Source organism: Pseudomonas sp. 18-147, from assembly GCF_051048045.1.
Lineage (GTDB): Bacteria > Pseudomonadota > Gammaproteobacteria > Pseudomonadales > Pseudomonadaceae > Pseudomonas > Pseudomonas aeruginosa.
On sequence record NZ_CP182299.1, the window covers coordinates 1 to 26,678 of the forward strand.

Annotated in this window: 24 protein-coding genes and 5 pseudogenes; 20 read left to right on the forward strand and 9 right to left on the reverse strand. The window is 57.8% G+C overall.

Features of this window, described 5'->3' with window-relative positions; all coding sequences use genetic code 11:
* The 5 genes from ACM0M4_RS31540 (at position 1) to ACM0M4_RS31560 (ending at position 4,326) form a co-directional block, all read left to right on the forward strand.
* Positions 1-1,362: a RepB family DNA primase gene (locus ACM0M4_RS31540; protein ID WP_226453195.1), complete on the forward strand. Its 1,362-nt coding sequence runs from the start codon at positions 1-3 to the stop codon at positions 1,360-1,362.
* Positions 1,363-1,443: 81 nt separating this feature from the next.
* On the forward strand, positions 1,444-1,689 hold the full coding sequence (locus ACM0M4_RS31545; RefSeq protein ID WP_119024898.1) for a hypothetical protein: 246 nt from the start codon (positions 1,444-1,446) through the stop codon (positions 1,687-1,689).
* A 512-nt stretch (positions 1,690-2,201) separates the two neighbouring features.
* Positions 2,202-3,113: a DNA-binding protein gene (locus ACM0M4_RS31550; RefSeq protein ID WP_226453196.1), complete on the forward strand. Its 912-nt coding sequence runs from the start codon at positions 2,202-2,204 to the stop codon at positions 3,111-3,113.
* Complete coding sequence (locus ACM0M4_RS31555; protein ID WP_210967817.1) at positions 3,113-3,304, forward strand: hypothetical protein; 192 nt, start codon at positions 3,113-3,115, stop codon at positions 3,302-3,304. Before ACM0M4_RS31550 ends, ACM0M4_RS31555 begins: the two co-directional genes overlap by 1 nt.
* A 194-nt stretch (positions 3,305-3,498) precedes the next feature.
* On the forward strand, positions 3,499-4,326 hold the full coding sequence (locus ACM0M4_RS31560) for a 3'-5' exonuclease (protein WP_011270172.1): 828 nt from the start codon (positions 3,499-3,501) through the stop codon (positions 4,324-4,326).
* A gap of 24 nt (positions 4,327-4,350) precedes the next feature.
* On the opposite strand, the gene ACM0M4_RS31565 is transcribed toward ACM0M4_RS31560, so the two are convergent.
* The 4 genes from ACM0M4_RS31565 to ACM0M4_RS31580 are packed head-to-tail and all read right to left on the reverse strand — an operon-like array spanning position 4,351 to position 6,774.
* Positions 4,351-5,076 (reverse strand): OfxX fusion product, encoded by a 726-nt coding sequence (locus ACM0M4_RS31565; RefSeq protein WP_210967818.1) that lies wholly within the window; start codon positions 5,074-5,076, stop codon positions 4,351-4,353.
* Entirely contained in the window at positions 5,073-5,723 is a 651-nt protein-coding gene (locus tag ACM0M4_RS31570) for a DUF6753 family protein (protein WP_015060217.1), read from the reverse strand. Before ACM0M4_RS31570 ends, ACM0M4_RS31565 begins: the two co-directional genes overlap by 4 nt.
* Positions 5,716-6,399: a mobilization protein gene (locus ACM0M4_RS31575; protein WP_015060218.1), complete on the reverse strand. Its 684-nt coding sequence runs from the start codon at positions 6,397-6,399 to the stop codon at positions 5,716-5,718. Before ACM0M4_RS31575 ends, ACM0M4_RS31570 begins: the two co-directional genes overlap by 8 nt.
* Before the next feature lie 12 nt (positions 6,400-6,411).
* Positions 6,412-6,774 (reverse strand): protein mobC, encoded by a 363-nt coding sequence (locus ACM0M4_RS31580; RefSeq protein ID WP_268064951.1) that lies wholly within the window; start codon positions 6,772-6,774, stop codon positions 6,412-6,414.
* Between the two features lie 309 nt (positions 6,775-7,083).
* On the opposite strand from ACM0M4_RS31580, the gene ACM0M4_RS31585 reads away from it, so the two are divergent.
* From ACM0M4_RS31585 to ACM0M4_RS31620, 8 genes and pseudogenes are all read left to right on the forward strand, one after another.
* Positions 7,084-7,404, forward strand: coding sequence for a plasmid mobilization protein (locus ACM0M4_RS31585; protein WP_021029055.1), 321 nt, complete (start codon positions 7,084-7,086; stop codon positions 7,402-7,404).
* The gene (traI, locus tag ACM0M4_RS31590; RefSeq protein WP_033996285.1) at positions 7,385-10,057 is read left to right on the forward strand and encodes a TraI/MobA(P) family conjugative relaxase; all 2,673 of its coding nucleotides are present in this window, start codon (positions 7,385-7,387) and stop codon (positions 10,055-10,057) included. The genes ACM0M4_RS31585 and traI overlap by 20 nt, the downstream gene beginning before the upstream one ends.
* Before the next feature lie 41 nt (positions 10,058-10,098).
* Positions 10,099-10,377: a BrnT family toxin gene (locus tag ACM0M4_RS31595; RefSeq protein WP_015060221.1), complete on the forward strand. Its 279-nt coding sequence runs from the start codon at positions 10,099-10,101 to the stop codon at positions 10,375-10,377.
* A complete protein-coding gene (locus ACM0M4_RS31600) occupies positions 10,337-10,657 on the forward strand; it encodes a BrnA antitoxin family protein (protein WP_045286807.1) in 321 nt (106 codons plus the stop codon). Before ACM0M4_RS31595 ends, ACM0M4_RS31600 begins: the two co-directional genes overlap by 41 nt.
* Positions 10,654-11,076 (forward strand): antitoxin MazE-like protein, encoded by a 423-nt coding sequence (locus tag ACM0M4_RS31605; RefSeq protein WP_015060223.1) that lies wholly within the window; start codon positions 10,654-10,656, stop codon positions 11,074-11,076. Before ACM0M4_RS31600 ends, ACM0M4_RS31605 begins: the two co-directional genes overlap by 4 nt.
* 606 nt (positions 11,077-11,682) lie before the next feature.
* Positions 11,683-12,300, forward strand: a pseudogene (locus ACM0M4_RS31610) (hypothetical protein); the annotation flags it as partial.
* Between the two features lie 533 nt (positions 12,301-12,833).
* The gene (locus tag ACM0M4_RS31615) at positions 12,834-13,112 is read left to right on the forward strand and encodes a hypothetical protein (RefSeq protein WP_013213990.1); all 279 of its coding nucleotides are present in this window, start codon (positions 12,834-12,836) and stop codon (positions 13,110-13,112) included.
* A gap of 110 nt (positions 13,113-13,222) precedes the next feature.
* Positions 13,223-13,384 (forward strand): annotated as a pseudogene (locus ACM0M4_RS31620) (hypothetical protein); the annotation flags it as partial.
* Positions 13,385-13,415: 31 nt separating this feature from the next.
* Here the strand turns inward: ACM0M4_RS31620 and ACM0M4_RS31625 are convergent.
* On the reverse strand, positions 13,416-16,313 hold the full coding sequence (locus ACM0M4_RS31625) for a Tn3-like element Tn5403 family transposase (RefSeq protein WP_001553819.1): 2,898 nt from the start codon (positions 16,311-16,313) through the stop codon (positions 13,416-13,418).
* Between the two features lie 94 nt (positions 16,314-16,407).
* On the opposite strand from ACM0M4_RS31625, the gene ACM0M4_RS31630 reads away from it, so the two are divergent.
* The 5 genes and pseudogenes from ACM0M4_RS31630 to ACM0M4_RS31650 form a co-directional block, all read left to right on the forward strand.
* On the forward strand, positions 16,408-17,013 hold the full coding sequence (locus ACM0M4_RS31630) for a recombinase family protein (RefSeq protein WP_000509966.1): 606 nt from the start codon (positions 16,408-16,410) through the stop codon (positions 17,011-17,013).
* 34 nt (positions 17,014-17,047) lie between these two features.
* Positions 17,048-17,317 (forward strand): annotated as a pseudogene (locus ACM0M4_RS31635) (antirestriction protein); the annotation flags it as partial.
* 127 nt (positions 17,318-17,444) lie between these two features.
* On the forward strand, positions 17,445-17,600 hold the full coding sequence (locus ACM0M4_RS31640) for a hypothetical protein (protein WP_013213988.1): 156 nt from the start codon (positions 17,445-17,447) through the stop codon (positions 17,598-17,600).
* A gap of 45 nt (positions 17,601-17,645) precedes the next feature.
* Complete coding sequence (locus ACM0M4_RS31645) at positions 17,646-17,942, forward strand: transcriptional regulator (protein WP_013213987.1); 297 nt, start codon at positions 17,646-17,648, stop codon at positions 17,940-17,942.
* Positions 17,943-18,063: 121 nt separating this feature from the next.
* A pseudogene (locus ACM0M4_RS31650) lies at positions 18,064-18,927 on the forward strand (IS1182-like element ISKpn6 family transposase); the annotation flags it as partial.
* A gap of 249 nt (positions 18,928-19,176) precedes the next feature.
* Here ACM0M4_RS31650 and ACM0M4_RS31655 read toward each other — a convergent pair.
* From ACM0M4_RS31655 to ACM0M4_RS31665, 3 genes are all read right to left on the reverse strand, one after another.
* The gene (locus tag ACM0M4_RS31655) at positions 19,177-20,058 is read right to left on the reverse strand and encodes a carbapenem-hydrolyzing class A beta-lactamase KPC-2 (protein WP_004199234.1); all 882 of its coding nucleotides are present in this window, start codon (positions 20,056-20,058) and stop codon (positions 19,177-19,179) included.
* 275 nt (positions 20,059-20,333) lie between these two features.
* The gene (locus tag ACM0M4_RS31660; RefSeq protein WP_013213985.1) at positions 20,334-21,314 is read right to left on the reverse strand and encodes an IS481-like element ISKpn27 family transposase; all 981 of its coding nucleotides are present in this window, start codon (positions 21,312-21,314) and stop codon (positions 20,334-20,336) included.
* A gap of 122 nt (positions 21,315-21,436) precedes the next feature.
* Positions 21,437-21,994, reverse strand: a complete 558-nt coding sequence (locus ACM0M4_RS31665) for a recombinase family protein (RefSeq protein ID WP_001217881.1) — start codon at positions 21,992-21,994, stop codon at positions 21,437-21,439.
* Between the two features lie 162 nt (positions 21,995-22,156).
* Between ACM0M4_RS31665 and ACM0M4_RS31670 the strand changes: the two genes are divergently transcribed.
* Positions 22,157-25,162 (forward strand): Tn3-like element Tn3 family transposase, encoded by a 3,006-nt coding sequence (locus ACM0M4_RS31670; protein WP_001143759.1) that lies wholly within the window; start codon positions 22,157-22,159, stop codon positions 25,160-25,162.
* Between the two features lie 27 nt (positions 25,163-25,189).
* Positions 25,190-25,600, forward strand: a pseudogene (locus tag ACM0M4_RS31675) (IS5-like element IS5B family transposase); the annotation flags it as partial.
* A gap of 166 nt (positions 25,601-25,766) precedes the next feature.
* On the opposite strand, the gene ACM0M4_RS31680 reads toward ACM0M4_RS31675, so the two are convergent.
* Positions 25,767-26,636, reverse strand: coding sequence for an HD-GYP domain-containing protein (locus tag ACM0M4_RS31680; protein ID WP_223198360.1), 870 nt, complete (start codon positions 26,634-26,636; stop codon positions 25,767-25,769).
* Positions 26,637-26,678 lie beyond the last annotated feature (42 nt).

Consider the following 26,678-nt stretch of genomic DNA (forward strand, 5'->3'; position numbering starts at 1 on the left):
ATGGGGCAAGCACAGCTACGACTTTTCAGCCCAGCCGATGAGGCGGGTTGCTATCACGACACAGCCCGACAGGGCTTTTTCTCGTTGCTCATGGCGACGGGCGAGGGCAGCGGCAAGAAGCAGGACAGTTACCGGCTGTCACAGATGCCCGTGGTGCTCTCCATGCTCGACCACAGCCGGGATACGTGGCTGTCTCAGGCCGAGTTCATCAAGCCCAATCGCCGCGTGGTCAACTTGGCCCGCATCGGCTTGCTGTTCGCCGATCTGGACACCTACCGCGAGCCGTGGGCGCAGGGGCGCAGCCCCGAGCAACTGGCCGCCGCTGTCATGTTCCGCTGCTACGACGAAGGCGTGCCGCCGCCGTCGATCCTCGTTTTCTCTGGCCGTGGCGTGCAAGCAAAGTGGCTGCTGGATGGCACCTTGCCGCGTCAGGCGCTGCCACGCTGGAATGCCTGCCAGCGTTACCTGATCGACCGTCTGGCCGGGCTGGGCGCTGATCCAGCGGCCAAGGATGCAAGCCGCGTGCTGCGGCTGGTCAATACGGTGAACAGCAAGAGCGGCGAGGTTTGCCGCGTCATCCACGTTGAGCAAGGCCCGGACGGCGAGCCGATCCGGTACAACTTCGAGTATCTGGCCGAGGCGCTACTGCCGGTGGCCCGCTGGGACATCGAGGCCGACCGCAAGGCCCGCGCCGACCGTCGCCAGTTCAAGCTGCTGCCGGGCGGCCAAACCGGCAACCTGCGCACGCTCAACGGGCGGCAACTGGCGTGGGATCGTCTGGAGGACTTGCGCACGCTGGCCGCGCTGCGCGGCGGCGTGGCCGAGGGCGAGCGGATGCAGCACCTGTTTTGGCGGCTGAATTTCCTGCTGCTGTCAGGTGCGACGCACACCGGCCAGATGTACCACGAGGCCGCCGCGCTGGCCCGTGAGCTTGACCCACGGTGGAACTACCGCAGCGCCGAGCTTATGACGCTGTACGCCAAGGCCAAGGCTCACGAAGCTGGGGAAACGGTGGAGTTCGGCGGCAAGCAGTTTGCGCCGCTCTACACGCCCAAGAACGACACGCTTATCAGCCTGTTTCACATCACCGACGACGAGCAGCGCAAGCTGCGCACGCTCATCAGCCGGGACATGGCGACCGAGCGCCGCCGCGACCGAGACAGAAAGCGCGACGAAGCCCGCAGGCGTGCCGCTGGGGCCGTCGATCGTGCGACCTATGAGGCCAATTCCGCGAGCCGTCAGAAGCCGTGGGAATCCTTGGGCATGAGCCGGGCAAGCTGGTATCGAGCAGGTAAGCCGATGCCAGCCTGTGAGACAGGTTCCTCCCCTATTACAGCCGCCAAGGTGGAGCGCAAAGCGTGAGACAAGTCCCTCCCCTATTACTAATGGCGAAGCCTACGCCCGGCGCGTAGCGCCTGCCTTTGAGTACCTTCGTTGCGAGCAATGACGGTGCAGGAAACGCTAGACCGGCTGGGCCTGTACTGGAAGCGTGATCCTGACTTTGTGCCGGTGAAAGACGCGGCTACGGTGCGGCTGAATGTGTCCATTGGTGGCGGCGGTGTTGAGCTACTGGCGACCTGGCCGAAGTGGTACGACACGCGGAAAGAGCAGGGTGGCGGTGCCATCGACCTGACCATGCACCTGTTCAGATTGTCATTTGTGGATGCGGTCAAACGTCTGTCGCCTTGATCGTGTTTGCAAGATGCCTCTGGCGGCCCTGCCGGGGGCCACTCGCCGCCGTGAGGCTCGGGGCGCTCCGAGGGCATCAAGCGACTTTCGCGGCATAAACGGTGCCCCCCTACGGGCTACCCCCCATTTATTCCACGGTTCGCTTGACCCCCTCTCCACTCGAAAACCCGGACGGCGGACGACCTCACAGGCGGCCCGTGGCGGCGTTTTCTCGACGTGTCCCTGCCTGCCCCTTTGCCCACCCTCTCAAAACGCGCTGTAGGCCCGTTTCTGGCCGCTTTGCCCAAGTGGAGCCGGGCGGCGGGCGGAAAGCTCCGCTTTTCGTTCGACGGCTGGCCGACAACGAGCCGAAGGCGAGGCGTCAGCGCCTCCCGGACACGGTGTTTCACCCAAAACGAGCAGCCGACCGGGCAGCGGTACGTTACGAAAACCGCTTGTGTATCGTACTGTATAGTCGTATAATATCGTATCAATACGAAATACAGTAATACGATACGAAAGGAGAAAGGATCATGGCACGTCAAGGCATCACTCGGGATCAAGTTTTTACCGCCGCTGACGCCCTCGTGGGCGACGGGCAACAGCCCACCATCAATGCGATCCGTGAGCGTTTGGGCGGCACCGGGTCGCCAAACACGATCCACAAGCATCTTGTGCAATGGCGTGAGGCCCGCCCGGTGGCTGCCGTTGCGGCCCCGGAGTTGCCGCAGGCGCTGACTGCCGCCATTGCTGGCGAGATCGAGAAGGCCGCAGCGAAGGCGCGGGCCGAGAAAGAGCAAGAACTCCAGCAAGCGCAGGCCGAGGCCGCCGAACTTGGGGCCGCAGGCGAGGCGCTGGAGGCCGAGCGCGACGAGCTGGCCGAGCAGGTGGCCGTGCTGACCAGTGAGCGCGACACGCTGGCAGGCAAAGCCGCCCAGCAGGCCGCCGACTTGGCCGAGACACAGCAGCGCATCGAGCGCGAGCAGCAGGCGGCAGAGGCCGCCCGCGTGGAGGTGGCAACGGCACGGCTCAAGATCGAGGCACAGGCCGAGCGCGTGAGTGAGCAGGCCGCAGAGATAGAGCGCCTACGCGCCGCACTGGCCGAAGCGCAGCAGGGCCGCACCGCCGCCGAACAACAGGCCGCCGTGCTGGCCGCCAAGCTGGAGGCGTGCGCCGACCGTGTGAGCCGCGCAGAGGCCCGCGTCGAGCAGATCGAGCAGCAGGCCGCCAAGGCGGCACAGGCCAACGAAGAAGCCCGAGCCGCTGCCGCGCAGGAAGCCCGGCAGGTGCAAGCAGAACGCGACGACGCCCGCAAGGTGGCAGCAGAGGCCCGCGAGCAGGCCGCACGGCTGGCCGGGCAACTGGAGGCGCTACAACGGCAGCAGGACAAGGCCGAGGCCGCCGAGAAGGCCACCAAGGCACCGAAAGGGAAAGGGGGGGAGTGATGCCAACCGCCGCCGAGTTTCAAGCCCTGCACGACGAACTGCGGCAGCTTGGCGCGGTATTCGTGCAGGCGGCCAGCCTGGGCGATCAGGAGCTTGCATTGTGGGCCGTGGGGGCGCTGTCATCCGCAGCCGCCCGGCCTGCATGGTGGGCGAGAGAGGCCGCAGACAGCGAAGCTGTGGGATGCAAATAAAGTCCCATCCTAAGCTACGCCAATTTTCAGGACTGTTTTGAAAGACTCAGGCTTGGCAGGCGGGTAAAGTGTCATTCTGAAAGGATCGCGTGGCATTGGGCGCGGCCTGAATCGTGAAAATAAAGTCTCATACTTTCGAGCGTCTGAATCGTCGCCCACTACCGCCGGGACTGAGACACCAACAAGGGGGGCGTATGCCCAAAACCCGAAAACACCTCACCCCGACCGAAGCAGAGGCCAAGGGGCTTCTATGCCGTAAGCACCTCAAGGAACGCCTCCGCCTCATGCCGGGACTAAACACCAAGCCCGCTGGCAGTGTCTGGCAAGGTCAGGGGGCTTATGATGTGTACAACCCAGCCGAGTGCGTGCCGTGGCGCTGGATGCCTGGGCGTGCCCAAGTCCGTCGCCAGCACGTCGCAGCGCAGGCAAAAGACCTGATCGCCGCAGGCTGCATTGTGCTCGACACCGAAACCACCGGCCTCGGTGATGACGCCGAGATTTGCGAGATAACCATACTCGACGTGACCGGCGCACCGATCCTCGACACGCTGGTACGCCCGACCCGGCCAATCCCGGTCGAGGCGACAGCGATTCACAAAATCACCGACGCCATGGTGGCCAGTGCGCCGAGCTGGCCCGAGGTGGCCGAGCAGTACGCCGCCGCCGTTGCTGGCCGAACCGTCGTTGCCTACAACGTCGCTTTTGATGCGCGCTTGCTGCGGCAGACCTATCAGATACACGGAATCACCGCGCCAGTGTTGACGACCGCTTGCGCGATGCTGATGTATGCCGAGTGGCATGGAGAGTACGACCGGAGCCGCGACCGCTGGCGATGGTTGAAGCTGATCGAGGCTGCGACCGACTGCGGCGTGGCAGAGGACGGCGCACACCGCGCCCTTGCCGACGCCCGCATGACGCTGGGTGTGCTGCGATACTTGCAGCGCCGCACGAACGGACGGCGACCGGCAGGGCCGAAAGTGGCCACCGTCCCGCAGGAGGCTTTGCCCTCTGTTTTAGGATGAAACTCTATTTCAAAGAATGAGACTTTATTTGTACGGATGAATCTTTATTCGCATCCCACACATGGCTTCTAACCACGCTGCTTCGTGCATCCAGAATGGGGCTATTTTTCCGTGCTGAAGTGTGCAAAGCGGATTGAGCACCCGGCGTGGGTTCTTCCATGTCTCGACGGAGAGCAACAGGCCGTCCGCATGGACGGAAAAGACTGGTAGTGCTTTCGGCTGGCCCTTCTTCTTGCCTTGCGTTTCGGTTGGCTTGAGGTCGTCCCAAACGCCTTGCACGGTTTTGTTCAGTTCGTCGATGAAGCGTTCCGGCATGGTTTTCAAGAGTTCGGCAGTGATTGCGTTCGCGTCCTCAAATTGCTTTCTTGCTTCGGCTTCCTTTTTCCGTCGTTTTTGCCGCTCCTGTTCGTATTCGTCTAAGGTTTGCCTGTGTCTGCGCTGTGCTTCAGCTTCCGCTTCTTCAGCTTGCCTTCGTGCTTCCTCTTTGGCTTTCTGTCGGCGTGCTTCACCCTCTGCTGTGAGTGCTGGTTTTACCAGTTCGCCAGACTTGGCCTCGATGGTGATCGAAAGCGGTTCGCCGCGATGGTCTACCAGATCGAAAGGCAGACCATCCGCATCGAATGCCGTGAGGTAAAGATTGGCCCCATAGACCTTGTGCCCCGGCCTCACAGCTTCGTATTTTTCTGCTGCTGCGTGCAGTGCTTCCGCTAGGCGTTCTGCCGTGATTTCTCCTTTGATCTTGATTCTCATGGCAACCTCCATCCGTAGGTGCCATCCGATGCGGGCTTGACGTAGCACACGCCTTTTTCGACGTACCACCCCGGCCTATCGCACTTCGCCAAGCTGGCGAGGCTTCCCGTTTGAGCGAAGCGGTAGGCCAAGCGCCCCTCTGGCGTGTTGGCCCATGCCGCCGCCGCTTTCTCGTCCTTGGCTTCGGTGTATCCCGCGCCGTATCCGGCGCCGTATCCGGCCTGATAGCCCGAATCCTTGCCGCTGCTGTGCATGTACCAGCCGAACAGGCCGACGCACAGGAAGGCCACGGCGATGCAGCCCGCCGCCCACTGCCACATCTGCTTTGCTGATGTGTTGTGCGCGACCTCTTGCGCTGCTGCTGCTACCGCTTGCGCCAAATCCGCCTTGGCTGCTTCCGCTGATGCTTTCACGGTTGCATCCGCCGTTACCTTGAAATTGACCAAGGTATCTTTGGCTGCTTGTGCTATCGCTTGCGGGAACTTCTCATACTGGCCTTGGTAGTGTTGCAAGGCCATGAGCACCAGCCACAGCGCATCATTGTTTTTCAGGCCGAGTGCATCCCGAACTCGGTAAAGACTTTGCCGCTCCGCGTCACTAGGTTGCCTGCCGAGCAGCTTTGCAAAGCTGTCGTCTAGGTCACTCATGGACTACGGCCTCCAATACCTTTTTGGCCTCGTTGCGCCACCGCGTAAGCTCCGCACGGTTGCCAATGGGCAATTCCTTGAGTGCTACCGCAATGCTCATGCGCTTGCTGTAAATGTCATCGCTCACACGGTCGGCCATGTCCGGGAATGTCACCGATTTCCCGCCGCGTTCCTCTACCGCCGTGCGCAGCTTGGAGCCGTTGTAAAGCTCGAACTTATTTTCTTCCCCGAAGTGTCCATTGCGTACCACATGAACATCCGCATTCGGAATTGCGTCCATGTATTCCTTGAGCAGTTCGAGGCTATCCCGTTGGCGGTTAATCACCCACAGCGTGACCAGCTTCCGCTTGAGTTCTTCAAGCGTGCTATTCAGTGTTTCACCGTAGGCGCTCACGCCCTTGTTATTCCGTGCTGCCGTGTTGATTACCACGACGCTATCCGGCTTGCTATCGCACAAGTTCACTAGCTGAATCCATCCGTCCGCCTCATCCAGATTGATAAGCTCCGTTTCCGTGCTTTCTTTATAGGCTTTCCATACGTCCGGGTTAGAGGTGTCAGACTCAATCAGCAAGACGCTTTCGCCGCGCTCTTGCAGGTAATCAACCGTTGCCATCGTGACAAGCGACTTGCCAACGCCGCCCTTGCTGCCACCGATCAGGTAAATGCTTTTCGCCATGTTGCTTACTCCTTAAATGTCGTCGCTGTCAGGTTTCGGGGTGAATGTCGTCTTTGATGTATCCGCAGGCTTCTTGACGGCGGGGAGGGGGAGGGGGAGGGGTGTGTCTCCCGGTGCTTGCACCGGAGCTTTTTTCGCTGGCTTTGCTCTCTGCAAGTAGCTCTTGAGTGTTGGAGTTGCGATGCTCAGACCTTCACCGCGCAGCGTCTCGGAAATCTGGTCAAGCGTGTATCCACGCTTTTGCAACAATGCGATTTCCTTCGAGAGTATGCGCACGGCATTTTGCTTGCTGTGCTCTTGCTTCTTTTTCTCGACTGGCGGCATCTCTCGCAGCTTTGCAGCGATAGCCTCTAGCTGTTCTGTCGTATGCTTCATCGTGCTAACTCCTTTGCTTACTTGTTGCGGAGTTGACAGCATAGCGCCATTTGTGCTTGTTGCAAAGTGCGTCCCGTGCACTTAAACTGCTGATACGATAGTAGAGCGGATGAGCAATACAGGATGACCGTTGTAACACACATGGCTTCGCCACGTGGTTCCAACGGACGCCTGCCCATTCGGCGCTTCGCTTCTCACGGTCTGGCTTATCCTGCAAGGGGTATCCCCTTGACCCCGGACAGTGCGGCGCTCTCGCTTCTTACTGTCCAAGACACACCCCGCCCCCCGCCCCGGCGAGAAGGAGACACGATGCCATTTGAAACGCAGGGGCCGGAACCGCTGGACGCCGTTATCAATGTACGGCTGACCGCAGCGGAGAAGGCCCGCTTGAAAGAGGATGCCGACCTTGCCGGGTTGAGCATGTCCGAGCTTGTCCGCCGCCGCTACTTCGGCAGGCCGATCATTGCCAACGCTGACGCCGTGATGCTCAAGGAGCTGCGGCGCATCGGTGGATTGCTCAAGCACATCCACAACGAAAGCGGAGGCATTTACAACAAGGACACAGCCGGGGCACTTGTGGCCCTGAAAGCCTACATCGGGAAACTGAGCCGTGATCGTCAAGAAGGTTAAGAACCCGCAGAAGGCAGCAAGCAAGGCGGTTCGCGTTTCTCGCCTAACCGACTACATCCGCGAGCCGGAGCGTGAGAACTCGCAGGAGAAGTGCATCCATGCCGGGGCGCGTGGATTCATCACCGATGAACCACAGAGCCAGACGGCAGAAATGATTGCCTTGTCACAAGAGGCAGTGCGAAGCAAGGACACGATCAATCACTATGTCCTGAGTTGGCGAGAAGGCGAGCAGCCCAGCCCGGAGCAGGTCGAAGAAGCGGTAAGCATTTTCATGGATGAGCTAGGTGTTAAAGACCATCAAGCCATCTATGGTTTGCACGCCGACACGGACAACTTGCACCTGCACCTTGCCATCAACCGCGTGCATCCTGAAACGCTCAAGGTGGTGAAGATCAATAACGGCTTCGACATTGAGGCAGCGCACAAGGCGATAGCACGAATCGAGAACGCACAAGGCTGGCAGCGTGAGCAGAACGGGCGTTATCAGGTGTTGGAGAATGGTGAGTTAGGCCGGGAGCACATCGACAAGGACAAGCCGCGCCAGCCAGCCCAGCCGAAGCGCGACATGGAAAACCGCACCGGGGAGAAATCCGCCGAACGCATCGCCATTGAGGACGGCGCACCGATCATCAAAAAGGCGCAGACGTGGGAGCAGTTGCACCGCGAGTTAGCAGCCAAGGGGATGCGCTACGAGAAAACAGGCAGCGGGGCGACGCTCTTTGTCGGTGATGTTGGCGTGAAGGCCAGCAGCGCAGACCGGGACGCGAGCCTATCCAAGTTACAAAAGCGACTCGGAGCTTACCAGCCGCCGCCGCAGCGTCAGCAGGTAGCACAGCGCGAGCCAGAGCCGATCAAGCCAGACGTGCCGGGATGGAAGGATTACATCACCGGGCGCAAGGCGCACTACGCGGAAAAGAACGCGGCCAAGCTGGCACTGGACAAGCGGCAGGAGCAGGAGCGCAAGCAGATTGCCGAGCAGCAGAAAGCCCGCCGCGATGAACTCATGCGCGGCAACTGGAAGGGTAAGGGCGAAGTGCTCAACGCCATGCGCAGCGTGATTGCCGCCGAGCAGGCCGCAGAGAAAGCAGCCTTGAAAGAGAAGCACCAGAAGCAGCGCGAGCAGCACCGGCAGCAGTTCCGGCCCTATCCCGACCTGGAGCAGTGGCAGCGGATGCAGAAAAGCCCGGAGCTTGCCGAGCAGTGGCGGCACCGCGCCAGCGAGCCGCAGCGCATCGAGGGCGCGAGCGGCGAGCCGCCGACGCCGCGAGACATCCGCGCCTATCAGCCTGAAATCGTGGGCCAGCAGGTGCATTACAGCCGGAAGGAAGAAGCGGGGGCGGGCGGGGGTGTGTCTTTCGTGGACAAGGGAAAAAGCATCGATATTCACGACTGGCGCAACCGGGACAGCACGCTTGCCGCCTTGCAGCTATCGGCGCAGAAGTGGGGCAGCTTCACCGTAACCGGGAACGACGAATACAAGGCCATGTGCGCGAAGTTAGCAGCAGAGCACGGTTTCAAGATCACGAATCCTGAGCTTCAGGAGCGCATCCAGCAGGAGCGGCAGCGGATACAGCAGGAGAGGGCGCAGGCGATGAAATCGGAGCAGCTAAAGCAGTTTGAGCTGTACGCGGAAGCGGTAGGCGCGGAGCGCTACCGGGTAACGTCCATCAAGATGCAGGCAGACGGAAGGAAGCAAACCTTCATCCTCGACAAGAAGGACGGCATCACGCGGGGCTTCACGCCGCAGGAGATCGAGCAGCGCACGCCGGAGATGCTGCGCCTACAGCGCCGGGGCGAAAACCTCTACTACACGCCACTATCGGACAAGAAGCATCACATCCTCATCGACGACATGAACCGGGAGAAGCTGGAGCGGCTTATCCGTGACGGCTACCGGCCCGCCGTTGTGCTGGAATCAAGCCCCGGCAACTATCAGGCCATCATCACCGTGCCGAAGCTGGGGACGGCCCACGACAAGGACGTGGGCAACCGGCTGAGCGATGCCCTGAACCGTGAATACGGCGACCCGAAGCTATCGGGAGCCATCCACCCGCACCGCGCACCCGGCTACGAGAATCGCAAGCCCAAGCACCAGCGCGAGGACGGCAGCTATCCCGAAGTGCGCTTGCTCAAGGCCGAGCGCCGCGAGTGCGTCAAGGCGCTGGCCCTGTCCAGCCAGATCGACGCCGAGTATCAGCGTCAGGCCGCCTTGAAGGCGCAGCAGCCAGAACGCAGCAAAGCCAAGCCCGCCTTGGAGCTTGCAGCGGCCAGCGGCAGCGCGATCGACGCTTACCAGCGGCATTACCGCGACGTGATCAAGCGGCAGCGTGGCGGCGAGGTGGACTTGTCCCGCGTGGATTCCATGATTGCCGTGCGGATGCGCGTTACCGGCCACGATCAAGCCGCCATCGAGGGCGCTATCCGCCAGTGCGCCCCGGCCACCCGGCAGAAGGACGAGGGGCGCGACTGGAACGACTACGCGCAGCGCACCGCCCGCTATGCCTACAGCGCCGCAGGCGACCGGCAAGCCGCCGAGCTTGGGAAGTACCGCCAGCAGTGGGAGAAGCTGGAAGGGCGCGAGCCTGTACGCCAGCAGGAGCAGGCCAAGGCGCAGAAGATCGAGCGCGACAACTCACCCGGCATGAGTCGATAAGACTTGATGTAACTACAAAAAGACGCTACAATAAGAACACAATGGAACTTGAATGGGACGCCGATAAAGCGGCACGAAACCTGAAAAAGCACGGCGTTTCCTTCGAGGATGCCGAGCTTGTTTTTTACGACTCCGGGCGGGTTGAAGCCTACGACGGACGCGAGGACTACGGGGAAGATCGTTGGGCAACGATTGGGCTTGCCTACTCGGCTGTCCTGTATGTGGTCTACACCGTCCGACACGAGGAAACCATCCGCCTTATCTCTGCGAGGAAAGCAAATGCCGACGAAAGAAAGCAATATCGTGAAGCGAACTCTTGACCTCAAGAAGCCGCCACAGTTGAGCGCCGAGCAGAAGGCGCGACTGGATGCCGTGGCCTCGATGCCGGATGAGCAGATCGACTATAGCGATGCACCCTATCTGCCTGATGCTGTCTGGATGAAGGCAGCGGAGCAATTGCCCCACACCAAGAAGCAAATCACGCTGCGCATTGATGCCGAAGTGTTGGAGTTCTTCAAGCACACCGGCAAGCGTTATCAGTCGCGCATGAATGCTGTTTTGCGCTCCTACGTTGAGGCGCACAAGGCGCACGCGAAATGAGCGGCGACGACAAGCAGCTTGAGCTTGAAGCCCTCGCCGCCGTGGGCGAAATGCTCTTGTTCGACCAAGCCAGAGGCAACCCGGAAGAAGCCGCCCGCATCCTGCGATGTGCGCGGCTTTTTGCTCGTTCAGAGGATGCCGCGCAGCGTCTCAGCGAGCTATGCAACGAGGCGGGCAGTGATGCGACTTGGCGCGAAAACATCGTGGAGGAACTGCAAGACCGAGAGGACTTGCAAGCCGCCGAGGCAGCGATGGAAGCCCGCCGACAGGCCCAACTTGTTGCGCAAGCGGATAGTGCCGACACGGCCTTGCAGACCCTAATGGACGAGGTAGCGGCGGACACCTTCGGCAGTCTCGATGAAGGATATGCGGCACAGGCGCAGGCCGAGGCCGTGAAGGCGTGGCAGGGCAGGCAGTGAGCGGCATTTGTTGGTGTTTCATCGTAACCCGGCAAGTGTTCAGCAAACGGTGGTTTGTTGGACAGTTGCCGCAAGGGGCGGTTTTTGTCATTTTCAGAAGACGACTGCACCAGACAACGCGGTTTGAAGGCTGTTGTGCAGTCGTCTATTGAACGAACAGTATCAGGAGTCCGCTGCACGAATGATAACCTCAAGCCGGTTCTGGTCGCGCTGGCGACCGATCAGCCCCTGGATGGGGACGGTAGAGAAAACGGACAAAATCGTACGCTAAGCATGCGGCCTGTCAGGTTGAGGCCATAGAGTTTGACGTTTAGGCGTCAGATAATGCAGAAAGCGGCCCTAGTCTGACGCGATGCCAGTGAGCCGACTGACGCCCAGTTGAGGTATAGCCTAGATTGACATGCGCGATGCAACCCTTAACTTGCTTGCACCTATCGTTTCCATGCTAGCTTTATCGTAACGCTAAGGAAGCTCTGAAAAAGCCCATGTTTCGCGAAATCACCGCTCTGTAACCCGCATGGTTGCTGGGATGCATTTCTCGAGCGGGGGCTTTTTCAGACCTTCCTTAGCTTAGCGTACGATTTTTTCCGAATTCTGCGGTTCCCCCTGGAAGACCTACGCAAGTTGGGCCAGCTCAGAGGTGGAATCAACGAAGGCGAGCGAATGAGGCATCTTTTCTGGCGTCTTAACTTTCTCCTTCTCTCCGGGGCAACAAACAGCGCCCAGATGTACCATGAGGCCGCCGCTCTTTCCTCCGAGCTGGATACTCGTTGGTCTTACCGCTCCAAAGAGCTTATGACGCTCTACAGCAAGGCGAAATCCTATGAGGCTGGGGAACGTGTCGAGTTCGGCGGAAAGTCGTTTGCACCGCTATACACGCCCAAAAACGACACGCTGATCAACCTATTCCAGATCTCACAGCAAGAACAAGAGCAACTGAAGACGATTATCAGCACTGACGAGGCTCAGAAGCGCCGCAGAGAGCGCGATAGACTGCGTGATGAAGAACGTCGCCGCGCCGCTGGCCAGCTTGAGCGTGAAGCCTATGAAGCCAACTCATTGAGCAGGCAAAAGCCCTGGGAAGCTATGGGCATGAGCCGGGCTAAATGGTATCGCCTGGGCAAGCCTTCACCTCAACAAAACAGTGAGACAAGTCCCTCCCCTATTACTAATGGCGAAGCCTCAGCGGTTGCCCTTCAGGCGGCCAGGTGTAAAGCCGTTTAGATGGCTATTTCAAAGTGAGTGAGATTTCGTAACGGATGGCAGCCCTAGAGGCTGCTTTCTTTTGAGGGGTTAGCAGGCGTATAGCCATGCTGGATCTCAGTCTATCACTACCTGCTTAATATTCCACCTTTAGATCCGGCAGCAGTTCGACCAGGTGGCCAACTTACCAGGCACCGGCAGCAGCTCGACCGGGTGGCCAAGTTCAGATCTGGACGCCAGAAGGAAATCAACCAGGTGGCCAACTTACCAGGCACCGGCAGCAGCTCGACCAGGTGGCCAAGTTCAGATCTGGACGCCAGAAGGAAATCAACCAGGTGGCCAACTCACCAGGCATCGGCAGCAGCTCGACCAGGTGGCCCATTTCGTACGTACGAAATCAGGCGACGCTATGCGAAATCTTGGCGGCAATCCCCCGCGACTACGTGATTTTTTTAACGTAGAGCGCGCTTTTTCTTGCCATAGTAGGCCATTTTGGCCTATAATCTTAATTAAGAAGACCGGGCACCCGCCACGGTCAATACCGGAGAACTCCGATGATCCACACAGCTAACCGCACCTTTCACCAACTCTATCGAGAATGGATACGCGAACGCCGCGAGCATATGCACAACGTTTTGACCTGGGAGCGTGATCGTTACGGTGCTCGCCTCGTCGGTCTGTTTTATCGTTACTGCAAGGTGGCCAACCCCTTTCCCCGTTGCACTCTGAATACTCGGATCAACTACCGCGCCCATGCGGTGAATCTGCCAGATTGGCCAGCCCGCAGCCTGGAGCTGAATAAAATGTGGCTCAGTTGGAGAGAAAAAAAGTAGGCCGATTTGGCCTATTTTTTATTGTACCCGCTTGACACAATAGGCCAAAATGGCCTATTATATATCTCAGAAGGCCGGGCACCCGCCACGGTCAATACCGGAGAACTCCGATGATGCAAACAGAACTTAATCCCCTGATCTGCTCCCTGGTCGCCACCCCTCGCCGTATGGCTGCAATGCCCCGCTATGTAGGCCGTTTCTATGTGGTTTTCGAGTCGATGCTTTACCAGCAAATGAAAGGGCTCTGCCGCGAGTATCGCGGGGCTTATTGGGGTCGGTTCCGGCTGAGGGCGAAATGACACCCTAAGCTTTCGGTTCCTTGGGCCAAAGATATTCGCCAGTCAGTAGAATGTGCGCCCAGCCCAATGGGGATATGTGGGGAAGAAATTCAGGGGGAACATCCAACCCTTCGTTCCGCCGCTCCGTGACGGCATGACCAAGATGGACGGTATTCCAGTAAATGATCACCGCAGTCAATAAATTGAGCCCAGCGATTCGGTAGTGCTGCCCCTCTGTCGTGCGATCGCGAATTTCCCCCTGCCTCCCGATACGGAGCGCATTTTTGAGCGCATGGTGGGCCTCTCCCTTGTTAAGACCGATCTGAGCACGCCGCTGCATGTCCGTATCCAGGATCCACTCAATAATGAAAAGGGTCCGTTCAATACGACCAACTTCACGAAGCGCAACTGCAAGGTTGTTTTGTCGTGGGTAAGAAGCGAGCTTGCGCAGGAGTTGGCTGGGCCTGATTTTGCCAGCGGTCATCGTCGCGGCACAACGGAAAATATCAGGCCAGTTCGCAACGATAAGATCCTCCCGGGCTTTTCCACCTACCAACTTGCGTAACTCCCTGGGGGTCGTATCGGGATTAAATACGTACAACCGCTTCGATGGCAGATCCCTGATTCGCAGAACGAGATTGTAGCCGAGCAGGCTACTGGCTCCGAACAAATGGTCGGTGAATCCTGCTGTATCGGCATACTGTTCGCGAACATGGCGACCGACCTCGTTCATCAGTAGTCCATCGAGAATATACGGTGCCTCGCTCACGGTCGCCGGGATCGACTGACAAGCGAATGGCGCGAACTGGTCGCTTACGTGAGTATACGCTTTGAGGCCGGGAACAGAACCATATTTGGCATTGACCATGTTCATGGCTTCGCCATGCCGCGCTGTCGGGAAAAACTGACCATCGCTCGATGCTGACGTGCCCATCCCCCAGACGCGTGACATCGGCAGTTTACCCTGCGCGGCCACCACAATTGCCAATGCCTGGTTCATGGCTTCGCTTTCAACATGCCAGCGGGCAAGGCGTGAGAGCTGCCAGTAATCATGCGTGTTTGTAGCTTCCGCCATCTTACGCAGGCCCAGATTGAGCCCTTCAGCGAGCAGGACGTTGAGCAGACCGATCCGGTCGCGACATGGAGCCCCGGTTCTCAGATGGGTAAACGCATCTGTGAAACCAAGGGCTGCATCAACTTCAAGCAGCATGTCGGTAATCCGAACGGACGGCATTCGGCGATACAGATCCAGTATGAGTGCCTCGGCACCATCCGGCACGTCTGCTGTCAACCTGTCGATCCGCAACGTTCCATCTTCTATGCTACCGTGCGGAATAGTGCCGTTACGGGCAGCCCGGGCCAGCCGCTTAAGAGCGATCGTGAGTCGCGCCTTTCTGTCTGCCAGCCAATCCTGTGGGTTGGAAGGCACGGCCAGTTTTGCATTTTCCTGCGCCGCGATCATCGGCACCAGTACCTGCTTGAGGTCACCATAGCGGCGCGAATGAGCGAGCCAGACATCTCCGGAACGAAAAGCATCCCGGAGGTGAAAGAGTACCGCCACTTCCCAAAGACGGGTATCTCCTTTTTCCTGAGCTCGTAAATGACGGTTCCATTTGGAGCTGGGCCGCAGGAAACGCCTTTCTGGCGATGCAACACCTTTCATCTCTCCGATCGACAAAGCTGCTGCTACCAATGGTCCGGCGACCGGCGCGGCTTCGAGCTTCAGACAGCGCAACATGCGGGGCGCATAACGACGAAAGCGATGGTATCCCTGCCCGACATATGCAAGAGGCTCATCGGCTAGCGTGTTGCTGAGTTGAGTCCCTGTCGCTACCAGTTGAGCGAGCCGGTCCCATGCAACCGAACTGGCGACAGCCATCTCCAGCGGGGTTCCGTCACTGCGGGCCTCAAGCAACGAAGCTCCCAGCGCGGTGAAGGTACGGATCGTATCCGTGAGTGTGGCTTTAGAGCCGGAAATTGTTTCGTCATGCTGGCGCTTCGCTTCCCGCCAGGTTTTTCCTACGATCCTGTCATGGGTTTCGACTATGGCATCAGCAATCGCCGCTTCCCACTCCACAACACAGACGGCAAGGATCGCCCAGCGGCGGTCCGAAGTGATGTCACGCAAACCGTCGGTGAAGTAGCGTTCACCCTGCCGACGCAGCCGGGCAATGCGATGGGCAGGTATGCTGGCCAAAGCACTATGATTGATATTCAGGGTACGCAGAAATTCGAGCCTGTCGAGCAAACGGTTAGCAGCAGCCGAGTTGTTACCAACCTCGAAGTTGCGAAGCCAGATGAAACGACTGATATTGCCGGCGAGCATTTCACTCAGAAGTTTGTCCAGGTGATCGCGAACATCCGCTGTTAAATTTTCCGCAATCCGCGTTTCAATCCGCCGCTCAGCGGCGACCAGAGCATCCGCGCACAAGCGCTCGATTGTCGATACTGCGGGCAGAATGGTGGAAGTTTCCCGACACCGCACAATAAAACGATGAGCAAGATCCTCGTTTGATCTGGCATCTTCGGCCTGGCCGAAAGTCCACTCCCGCAGATCACGGGCACCACGGCCCGTGAAGGTCTTGTAGCCGTAAATTTCGCGCAGCGTGTCCATGTGCTGCTGACGGGTTTGGCGCCGTGTGGCATAAGTGAGAAGCGCATCAGCCGGAACTCCAAGCTGAGCACCGACGAAGGAAAGGACTTCACGCGGGATCATCTCACCAGGAGCCAGTGCACGGCCCGGATATCGTAAGGCACAAAGTTGCAGGGCAAAGCCAATCCTGTTTTCCGGTCTGCGGCGCTGCCTAATGTTTTCCAGGTCATCATCGCCCAGCGTGTAGAACTTCAGTAGCGACAGTTCGTCCGTGGGCAGATCGAACAGCGCTGCTCGCTGCCGTTCGGTGAAAATATGGCGTCGTGACATACAAATTCGTCCCTTTTGAAGTATAGTCTGTTTTGGACAACAGCCAGCCCATATAAATCAGGGCGTTCCGATACAAAAATCCAGGAGGGTTCAATTGGGACATCGTGCCGCCATTTACTGCCGGGTTTCAACAGCGGATCAGTCTTGTGAACGCCAGGAATTTGATCTGCGAGCCTTCGCCGGCCGTGCCGGCTACGACGTGGTGGGAATATTTAAGGAAACAGGTTCAGGAACTAAACTCGACCGGGCCGAGCGAAAGAAAGTCCTGGCGCTTGCCCAGTCCAGACAAATTGATGCAATCCTGGTCACTGAGCTTTCCCGGTGGGGGCGCTCGACGCTCGATCTGCTCAATACGCTACGTGAACTGGAGAACTGGAAGGTTTCCGTGATAGCCATGAATGGAATGGCGTTCGATCTTTCGTCGCCGTATGGACGAATGCTGGCGACGTTTCTTTCCGGCATTGCGGAGTTTGAGCGGGATCTCATCAGCGAGCGGGTCAAGTCAGGCCTTGCTGTTGCGAAGGCACGTGGTAAGAGGCTTGGTCGTCAGGCCGGAGTGCGACCAAAATCAGACCGACTTTTGCCTAAGGTGGTTGCGATGAGGGCCGAGGGACGCAGCTATCGCTGGATCGCACGCGAGCTCGGTATCAGCAAGAATACCGTCGCTGACATCGTGCAACGACACAGAGCTAACGCTTAGGGTGTCATTTCGCCCTCAGCCGGAACCGACCCCTTATTGGCTTATGTGGGAGCTGTCGAACGGCGGCTTTTATATGGCTCCTGGGCGTCGTGATGAAATGCTGAACATCGAGGCCATGAACTACTTTAGTGGCCAAATGAGCGCCGATGCTGCCGGGATTACCGCTTGCCTCTACCTCTATAGCCATCTGTCATTTCACACAGAAGGCGCTGACCAGGAGCGGTTTTCAAGGCTGTATCACAGCTTGCGGGATTGGGCTTGTGAGCATGACGAAAAAGAGGCCATCTTGGCCGCAATAGACTAGCAACAGAAAGCCCCGGTGATGGCCGGGGCTCTTAAAGGAGGTGCATAGGTAGAAAAAGAAATGGTGCCCCTGGTATGGCTGCAACCAATCACAGGGGCTTTCACCGGTCAATTTGAGGATAAACGCGATGAATACGGATATTGTATCACTTGCAAAACACATTGGCGACGCTCTGACGGCCCGCCGCCCCGTTCATATGCCGCGCATGAAGATGCGGGAGCTTGGCTTGCTCTTGATTGAACTGAAGGCGTATCGGGAGGCCGCCGCGACCGTTACCCATTGATAAAAAAGCCCCGGCATTGACCGGGGCTATTTGAGGATTTATCGCATGATTAGACCTGAAACGCTTAGGCCGTTCGCTGAAGATTGGCAGGCTCCAACCGCCGATGAAATCAAAGAGGTGTTGGAGCTGATTAGGCAACGAAAAGGGCTTAGTAAGCCTCTCAGTGGCGTTGATGTCGCTGATCTCGTTGGTTTGCCTGGTGAGAGAGGCAGCGGAAAGGGAACCCGAACCTTCAGGCGTTGGGTGAGCAAAACCAACCCTAGCCCTATTGCTTATGGTGCCTGGTCTATCTTGGCCCACCTGGCAGGTTTCGGGGCTATATGGGACGCTGACCGGGATTGAAACCATGACCGAACATAAGGCCGAACGTGCTCCCTGGGGAGACTTCCCGGCAGTAGTGAGGAACGGCGATCTAAAGGATCTCTCTAAAGAACCTGAATACGAAGCCGCCAAACATGGCGACCACAAGGCGATGAGCTATAAGCGCATGAAGCCGGCCGAGGACGAATTGCATTGCGAGATCAAGGCGCTGCTTGATCGCGCCAAGGCTACCGACGACCAGGAGCGTAACGAGCCGGAGCTGGACATTCCTGCCGAGATTTCTCGCCGCGAGAAGCGCCTGGAGGCGATCCAGGCGGCAAAGGCGCGCCTGGAAGCGCGCCAGCGTGAAGCGGACCAGGCCCGGGGGCGCAGCGAAGACGATGGCCGCCGGCCTCGCCATCCGGATGGCTCGGACAAGGGCGGTGGCTCGTACAAACGCGAGTTTGGTGTGCCGGATGACCGTGATCAGGAAAGCTTCACCGATCCGGACAGCCGGATCATGAAACACGCCGGTGGTGGCTCCGAGCAGAGCTACAACGGGTACACAGCGGTCGATGCCGAGCACCAGATCATCGTGGCGGCGGAGTTGACCAACTGCGCCGCGGACAGTCAGGCGCTGCTGGGCATGCTGGCAGCAGTTCAGGCCAACACCGGAGAAATGCCGGCCCAGACGCTGGCGGATGCGGGATTCCGTAGTGAGGCTGTTCTGGCAAAGGTCGCCGATCACCACGGCGATGTCATCGTTGCCCTCGGCCGCGAGGGACGTGAAGATGCCAAGGTCAATGCCAAGACCCATCCGCATACGGCGGCGATTGCGGCGAAATTGAAAACGGAGCAAGGCGATGCAGCTTACCGCCGGCGCAAGTCGATCGTGGAGGCTCCGAATGGTTGGATCAAGGCGGTGATGGGATTGCGTCAGTTCAGCATGAGGGGCCTGGACAAGGTGCAAGCCGAGTGGAAGCTCGTCTGCATGGCGCTAAATCTGAGGCGAATGGCGTATCTGTGAGGGCGAAGGTTAAATGGGGCGGCTCAAATGCACCCCAGTCGTCATAACACGCCGCGCGCCGCAAGATTGGTATCCTTGGCGCCGACGCCTTGCCAATTGCAGAGAGCGCCGCCGCCATCGTCAGTGCTCTACAGAAAACCGGTCACACGGCTCTGCCGCGCAGACTCCTAGCCTAAATGTGACAGTGGTTGGTAATCCATGCCGCCCGCAAGGGCGGCGGTGGTGGGCCAATAGATGATTTTCAGAGCCTTACTGCCCGTTGACGCCCAATCCCTCGAGCGCGAGTCTAGCCGCAGCGGCGATGACGGCCTCGCTGTGCTTGTCATCCTTGTTAGGCGCCCGGGTGTAGACGGCCAACACAATAGGTGCGCGCCCAGTGGGCCAGACGACGGCATAGTCATTTGCCGTGCCATACACTCCGCAGGTTCCGGTTTTGTCTCCGACTGCCCAGTCTGCCGGCACCGCCGCGCGGATGCGGTGGTTGCCGGTCGTGTTTCCCTTTAGCCAATCAACAAACTGCTGCCGCTGCGGCGCAGCCAGTGCAGAGCCCAGTGTCAGTTTTTGTAAGCTTTCCGTCACGGCGCGCGGCGATGAGGTATCGCGCGCATCGCCTGGGATGGCGGAGTTCAGCTCCAGCTCCCAGCGGTCCAGACGGAACGTGGTATCGCCGATAGAGCGCATGAAGGCCGTCAGCCCGGCCGGGCCGCCCAACTCCTTCAGCAACAAATTGGCGGCGGCGTTATCACTGTATTGCACGGCGGCCGCGGACAGCTCCGCCACCGTCATGCCTGTTGTCAGATATTTTTCCGAGATGGGTGACCACGGAACCAGCGCATTTTTGCCGTAACGGATGGGTGTGTCCAGCAAGCCGGCCTGCTGCTGGCTGCGAGCCAGCACAGCGGCAGCAAGAAAGCCCTTGAATGAGCTGCACAGTGGGAAGCGCTCCTCAGCGCGGTAACTTACAGTTGCGCCTGAGCCGGTATCCATCGCGTACACACCGATGGAGCCGCCAAAGTCCTGTTCGAGTTTAGCGAATGGTTCCGCGACGAGGTTGGTCAGCGCGGTGGCAGAAAAGCCAGCCAGCGGCCATGAGAGACAAGACAGCAGAACTAGACGGCGATACAGTGACATCAACGATATTCCTTGTTTGAAGGTGGAGCTAGGTGTAGCGGCCGGATGTAATCAGGCCGCTACAGCTGGGATTAGGGGTCTGACGCTCAGTGGAACGAAAACTCACGTTAAGAAGTCATTTTTCAATATTATTGAAGCATTTATCAGGGTTATTGTCTCATGAGCGGATACATATTTGAATGTATTTAGAAAAATAAACAAATAGGGGTTCCGCGCACATTTCCCCGAAAAGTGCCACCTGACGTCTAAGAAACCATTATTATCATGACATTAACCTATATGTCAAGACCCGGCTGGTTATACACGCGTTTCCTGAACAATTCAGGGCGTTTTTCATGCCATTCCTTGAGCGCCTGAACGGGTGTTTTGTGTTGGAGCGCGCGTTGCGGAATGCTGTGGTTGTAGATCTTGACGTAATTGCGCAGCGTCGATTCCAGTTCGGCAGCTGAACCAAAACGGGTCTGGTTGACGATGTCGCTGATACGACCGTTGAAGCGCTCCACCATGCCGTTGGTCTGCGGATGACGAGGCGGGATGAGCCGGTGCTCGATGCCGAGCTGCTTGCACAGGCGGTCGAACACGTGTGTGCCGCTGGGTTCCTTCTTCTTGCCGCCAGCCGTGAAGCGGTCGGTGAACTGGCTGCCGTTGTCGGTCAGAAGCTTGACGATCTTGACGGGACAGGCTTGCTGGACTTTGTTGAGGAAGTCGCCACTGCTGCCATCGGTCTGGTCGGCATAGAGCTCGATGAAGACCCAGCGCGTAGCACGGTCGATGGCAACGAAGAGATAGCGCCTTGCCGTCTCGTCGGGCATCTGCGGCAGGTACTTGATGTCGATGTGCACAAAGCCCGGCTCGTAGTCCTTGAAGGTCTTTTTCGTGGCGGGCGCAGTGCCTTCCTGCTCGACCAGGTTACGTAGATCCGAGACACCGTGGCGGCGCAGGCAACGTCCCAGGCCGGCACGCGAGACGGCTGGATTGATGAACTCGCGCGTGACCGCCAGCAGGTCGTCCGTGGGCAGCAGCAACGTCTTGCGCAGCTCCACCACGATGAGCTCCTGCTCGGGCGTGAGCGTCGTGTACATCTTGTTCGGCGCATGCGACTTGTCTTCAGGAGACTCGCGGTTTTGCCACTTTCGGATGGTTTGGCGGGTGACGTTGTACATCCTGGCCAGTTCGGCCTGCGGGAGCGTCGAGTTCCTGATTTCCTCACGGATCAGGTGGGTAGTACGGGCTTGGCTGTGCAGTGCCTGGGTCATCGAGTTGCCAGTGAAGAGTCGGATTGGAACAGTGTACGCAAAACGTGTCTGGCCTTGAAGAGCGGCCAGCTACGCATGGGTACATGATCCCACGAGTCCAGACACCTATAAAAATAGGCGTATCACGAGGCCCTTTCGTCTTCAAGAATTTTATAAACCGTGGAGCGGGCAATACTGAGCTGATGAGCAATTTCCGTTGCACCAGTGCCCTTCTGATGAAGCGTCAGCACGACGTTCCTGTCCACGGTACGCCTGCGGCCAAATTTGATTCCTTTCAGCTTTGCTTCCTGTCGGCCCTCATTCGTGCGCTCTAGGATCCTCCGGCGTTCAGCTTGTGCCACAGCCGACAGGATGGTGACCACCATTTGCCCCATATCACCGTCGGTACTGATCCCGTCGTCAATAAACCGAACCGCGACACCCTGAGCATCAAACTCTTTTATCAGTTGGATCATGTCGGCGGTGTCGCGGCCAAGACGGTCGAGCTTCTTCACCAGAATGACATCACCTTCCTCCACCTTCATCCTCAGCAAATCCAGCCCTTCCCGATCTGTTGAACTGCCGGATGCCTTGTCGGTAAAGATGCGGTTAGCTTTTACCCCTGCATCTTTGAGCGCTCTGATCTGAATATCGAGGGACTGCTGGCTGGTTGAGACCCGCGCATAACCAAAAATTCGCATAAAATGTACCTTAAATCGAATATCAGACACGATGTGTCTATTATGCCAAAATGACGATTTAATGGACACTCAAACGAAGCCGTTTTACTATGTCTGATAATTTATAACATTTCGTACGGTTGCAAAAATGTTACTAAATGCCCGTCAGGCAGGGAGGCCGATATGCCCGTTGACTTTCTGACCACTGAGCAGACTGAAAGCTATGGCAGATTCACCGGTGAACCGGATGAGCTTCAGCTGGCACGATATTTTCACCTTGATGAAGCAGACAAGGAATTTATCGGAAAAAGCAGAGGTGATCACAACCGTCTGGGCATTGCCCTGCAAATTGGATGTGTCCGTTTTCTGGGCACCTTCCTCACCGATATGAATCATATTCCTTCCGGCGTCCGGCATTTTACCGCCAGACAGCTCGGGATTCGTGATATCACCGTTCTTGCAGAATACGGTCAGAGGGAAAATACCCGCCGTGAGCATGCAGCGCTGATACGTCAGCACTATCAGTATCGTGAATTTGCCTGGCCCTGGACATTTCGCCTTACCCGTCTTTTATATACCCGGAGCTGGATAAGCAACGAACGTCCTGGCCTGCTTTTCGATCTGGCGACAGGGTGGCTTATGCAACATCGTATTATTCTCCCCGGAGCCACTACGCTGACCCGGTTGATTTCAGAGGTAAGGGAAAAGGCGACGTTGCGCCTGTGGAACAAACTGGCACTGATACCGTCAGCCGAACAGCGTTCACAGCTGGAGATGCTGCTGGGGCCAACTGATTGCAGCCGCCTGTCTTTACTGGAATCACTGAAAAAGGGCCCTGTGACCATCAGTGGTCCGGCGTTTAATGAAGCAATTGAACGCTGGAAAACTCTGAACGATTTTGGCCTGCATGCTGAAAACCTGAGTACACTCCCGGCTGTGCGCCTGAAAAATCTCGCACGTTATGCTGGTATGACTTCGGTGTTCAATATTGCCAGGATGTCACCGCAGAAAAGGATGGCGGTTCTGGTTGCCTTTGTCCTTGCATGGGAAACGCTGGCGCTGGATGATGCATTGGACGTTCTGGACGCCATGCTGGCCGTTATCATCCGTGACGCCAGAAAGATTGGGCAGAAAAAACGGCTCCGCTCGCTGAAGGATCTGGATAAATCTGCATTGGCGCTCGCCAGCGCATGTTCGTACCTGCTGAAAGAAGAAACACCGGACGAATCGATTCGTGCTGAGGTGTTCAGCTACATCCCAAGGCAAAAGCTGGCTGAAATCATCACGCTTGTCCGTGAAATTGCCCGGCCCTCAGACGATAATTTTCATGAAGAAATGGTGGAGCAGTACGGGCGCGTTCGTCGTTTCCTGCCCCATCTGCTGAATACCGTTAAATTTTCATCCGCACCTGCCGGGGTTACCACTCTGAATGCCTGTGACTACCTCAGCCGGGAGTTCAGCTCACGGCGGCAGTTTTTTGACGACGCACCAACGGAAATTATCAGTCGGTCATGGAAACGGCTGGTGATTAACAAGGAAAAACATATCACCCGCAGGGGATACACGCTCTGCTTTCTCAGTAAACTGCAGGATAGTCTGAGGCGGAGGGATGTCTACGTTACCGGCAGTAACCGGTGGGGAGATCCTCGTGCAAGATTACTACAGGGTGCTGACTGGCAGGCAAACCGGATTAAGGTTTATCGTTCTTTGGGGCACCCGACAGACCCGCAGGAAGCAATAAAATCTCTGGGTCATCAGCTTGATAGTCGTTACAGACAGGTTGCTGCACGTCTTTGCGAAAATGAGGCTGTCGAACTCGATGTTTCTGGCCCGAAGCCCCGGTTGACAATTTCTCCCCTCGCCAGTCTTGATGAGCCGGACAGTCTGAAACGACTGAGCAAAATGATCAGTGATCTACTCCCTCCGGTGGATTTAACGGAGTTGCTGCTCGAAATTAACGCCCATACCGGATTTGCTGATGAGTTTTTCCATGCTAGTGAAGCCAGTGCCAGAGTTGATGATCTGCCCGTCAGCATCAGCGCCGTGCTGATGGCTGAAGCCTGCAATATCGGTCTGGAACCACTGATCAGATCAAATGTTCCTGCACTGACCCGACACCGGCTGAACTGGACAAAAGCGAACTATCTGCGGGCTGAAACTATCACCAGCGCTAATGCCAGACTGGTTGATTTTCAGGCAACGCTGCCACTGGCACAGATATGGGGTGGAGGAGAAGTGGCATCTGCAGATGGAATGCGCTTTGTTACGCCAGTCAGAACAATCAATGCCGGACCGAACCGCAAATACTTTGGTAATAACAGAGGGATCACCTGGTACAACTTTGTGTCCGATCAGTATTCCGGCTTTCATGGCATCGTTATACCGGGGACGCTGAGGGACTCTATCTTTGTGCTGGAAGGTCTTCTGGAACAGGAGACCGGGCTGAATCCAACCGAAATTATGACCGATACAGCAGGTGCCAGCGAACTTGTCTTTGGCCTTTTCTGGCTGCTGGGATACCAGTTTTCTCCACGCCTGGCTGATGCCGGTGCTTCGGTTTTCTGGCGAATGGACCATGATGCCGACTATGGCGTGCTGAATGATATTGCCAGAGGGCAATCAGATCCCCGAAAAATAGTCCTTCAGTGGGACGAAATGATCCGGACCGCTGGCTCCCTGAAGCTGGGCAAAGTACAGGCTTCAGTGCTGGTCCGTTCATTGCTGAAAAGTGAACGTCCTTCCGGACTGACTCAGGCAATCATTGAAGTGGGGCGCATCAACAAAACGCTGTATCTGCTTAATTATATTGATGATGAAGATTACCGCCGGCGCATTCTGACCCAGCTTAATCGGGGAGAAAGTCGCCATGCCGTTGCCAGAGCCATCTGTCACGGTCAAAAAGGTGAGATAAGAAAACGATATACCGACGGTCAGGAAGATCAACTGGGCGCACTGGGGCTGGTCACTAACGCCGTCGTGTTATGGAACACTATTTATATGCAGGCAGCCCTGGATCATCTCCGGGCGCAGGGTGAAACACTGAATGATGAAGATATCGCACGCCTCTCCCCGCTTTGCCACGGACATATCAATATGCTCGGCCATTATTCCTTCACGCTGGCAGAACTGGTGACCAAAGGACATCTGAGACCATTAAAAGAGGCGTCAGAGGCAGAAAACGTTGCTTAACGTGAGTTTTCGTTCCACTGAGCGTCAGACCCCTTTTATCCCAAGGCGGGCAATGGCCGACGGCCCTATCCGCTGGAGACCATGCTGCGTATTCACTGCATGCAGCATTGGTACAACCTGAGCGACGGTGCCATGGAAGATGCCCTGTACGAAATCGCCTCCATGCGCCTGTTTGCCCGATTATCCCTGGATAGCGCCCTGCCGGATCGCTCCACCATCATGAATTTCCGCCATCTGCTCGAGCAGCATCAACTGGCCCGTCAATTGTTCAAGACCATCAATCGCTGGCTGGCCGAAGCAGGCGTCATGATGACCCAAGGCACTTTGGTGGATGCCACCATCATTGAGGCACCCAGCTCTACCAAGAACAAAGAGCAGCAACGCGATCCGGAGATGCATCAGACCAAGAAAGGCAATCAGTGGCACTTTGGCATGAAGGGGATGTAAGCCGGAACCCCAGAAATTTCCGTCACCCTAGTTGGGTTGGCTCAACACTCGTGTCACCAGCTACCTTCTGGAGAATCGAGCTCGGCCATCCCTCCCTGGACGGGCATCGCTCGACGATGTTCAACGGCTCCCTCACGGGGCCGTCGTTTTGTGGGGGCTATTCCATCCACAAGTCGTCGAGGTTCTTGAAGTTCCAGAGCGTCGGGTCTTCGGGGCCAGTGATACTGTCCTTGCAACTCGTGGCCGCCAGGTCGATGGTCTGCATCGGGATCGGCTCTCTCGAGCGTAGCGAGAAGAACACGCGAACCTTGGGAGTCAGCAGTGATTCCATTCCCGGCTCAACGACAACGGCCAGACGCTGAGAGGACAGGCGAACCAAGGAGCCGACGGGGTAGATGCCCACGGCCTTGACGAAGGCGTGGAAGATGCGTTTGTCGAAATGGCCCTCCCACTTGGCCATCTGCCGCATCGCCGCGGACGGGTCCCACGGCTTTTTGTAGGCTCGCTCCGACGTCACGGCATCATAGACGTCGCAGATTGCGCCCATGCGGGCCAGGAGTGAAATGGCGTCACCGGCCAAGCGATCCGGGTAGCCGGTTCCGTCGATCTTCTCGTGATGGTGCAGGGCAATGTCCACCACCCCGGGCTCGGCCCCGCCTGCGCGCAGCATCTTTGCGCCCTCCACAGGGTGGCGCTTCATGATGGCGAACTCGGCATCGGTGAGCTTGCCTGGTTTGTTAAGCACTTCCAGCGGCATCGCGGCCTTGCCTAGGTCGTGCATCAGTCCGCCGATGCCAGCCAGGCGCGTTTGCTCCTCGTCTAGATCGAGATGCCGGGCCAGCGATAGCATCAGGGCGCAGACGGCAACCGAGTGAAGGTAGGTGTAATCGTCGTGCGTTTTGATGCGTGCGACGCTGATGAGGGCATGAGGTTGGCGCAGCACCGAGGCAGCGATTTCTCCGACCAGCGGCAACGTCGTGCTTGGGTCGACGGCCTTGCCAAGCCGGGCTTCCTGGAACATGTCCATGACTTGGGACTTGGCCGCAAGACAGAGTTTCCGTGCATAACA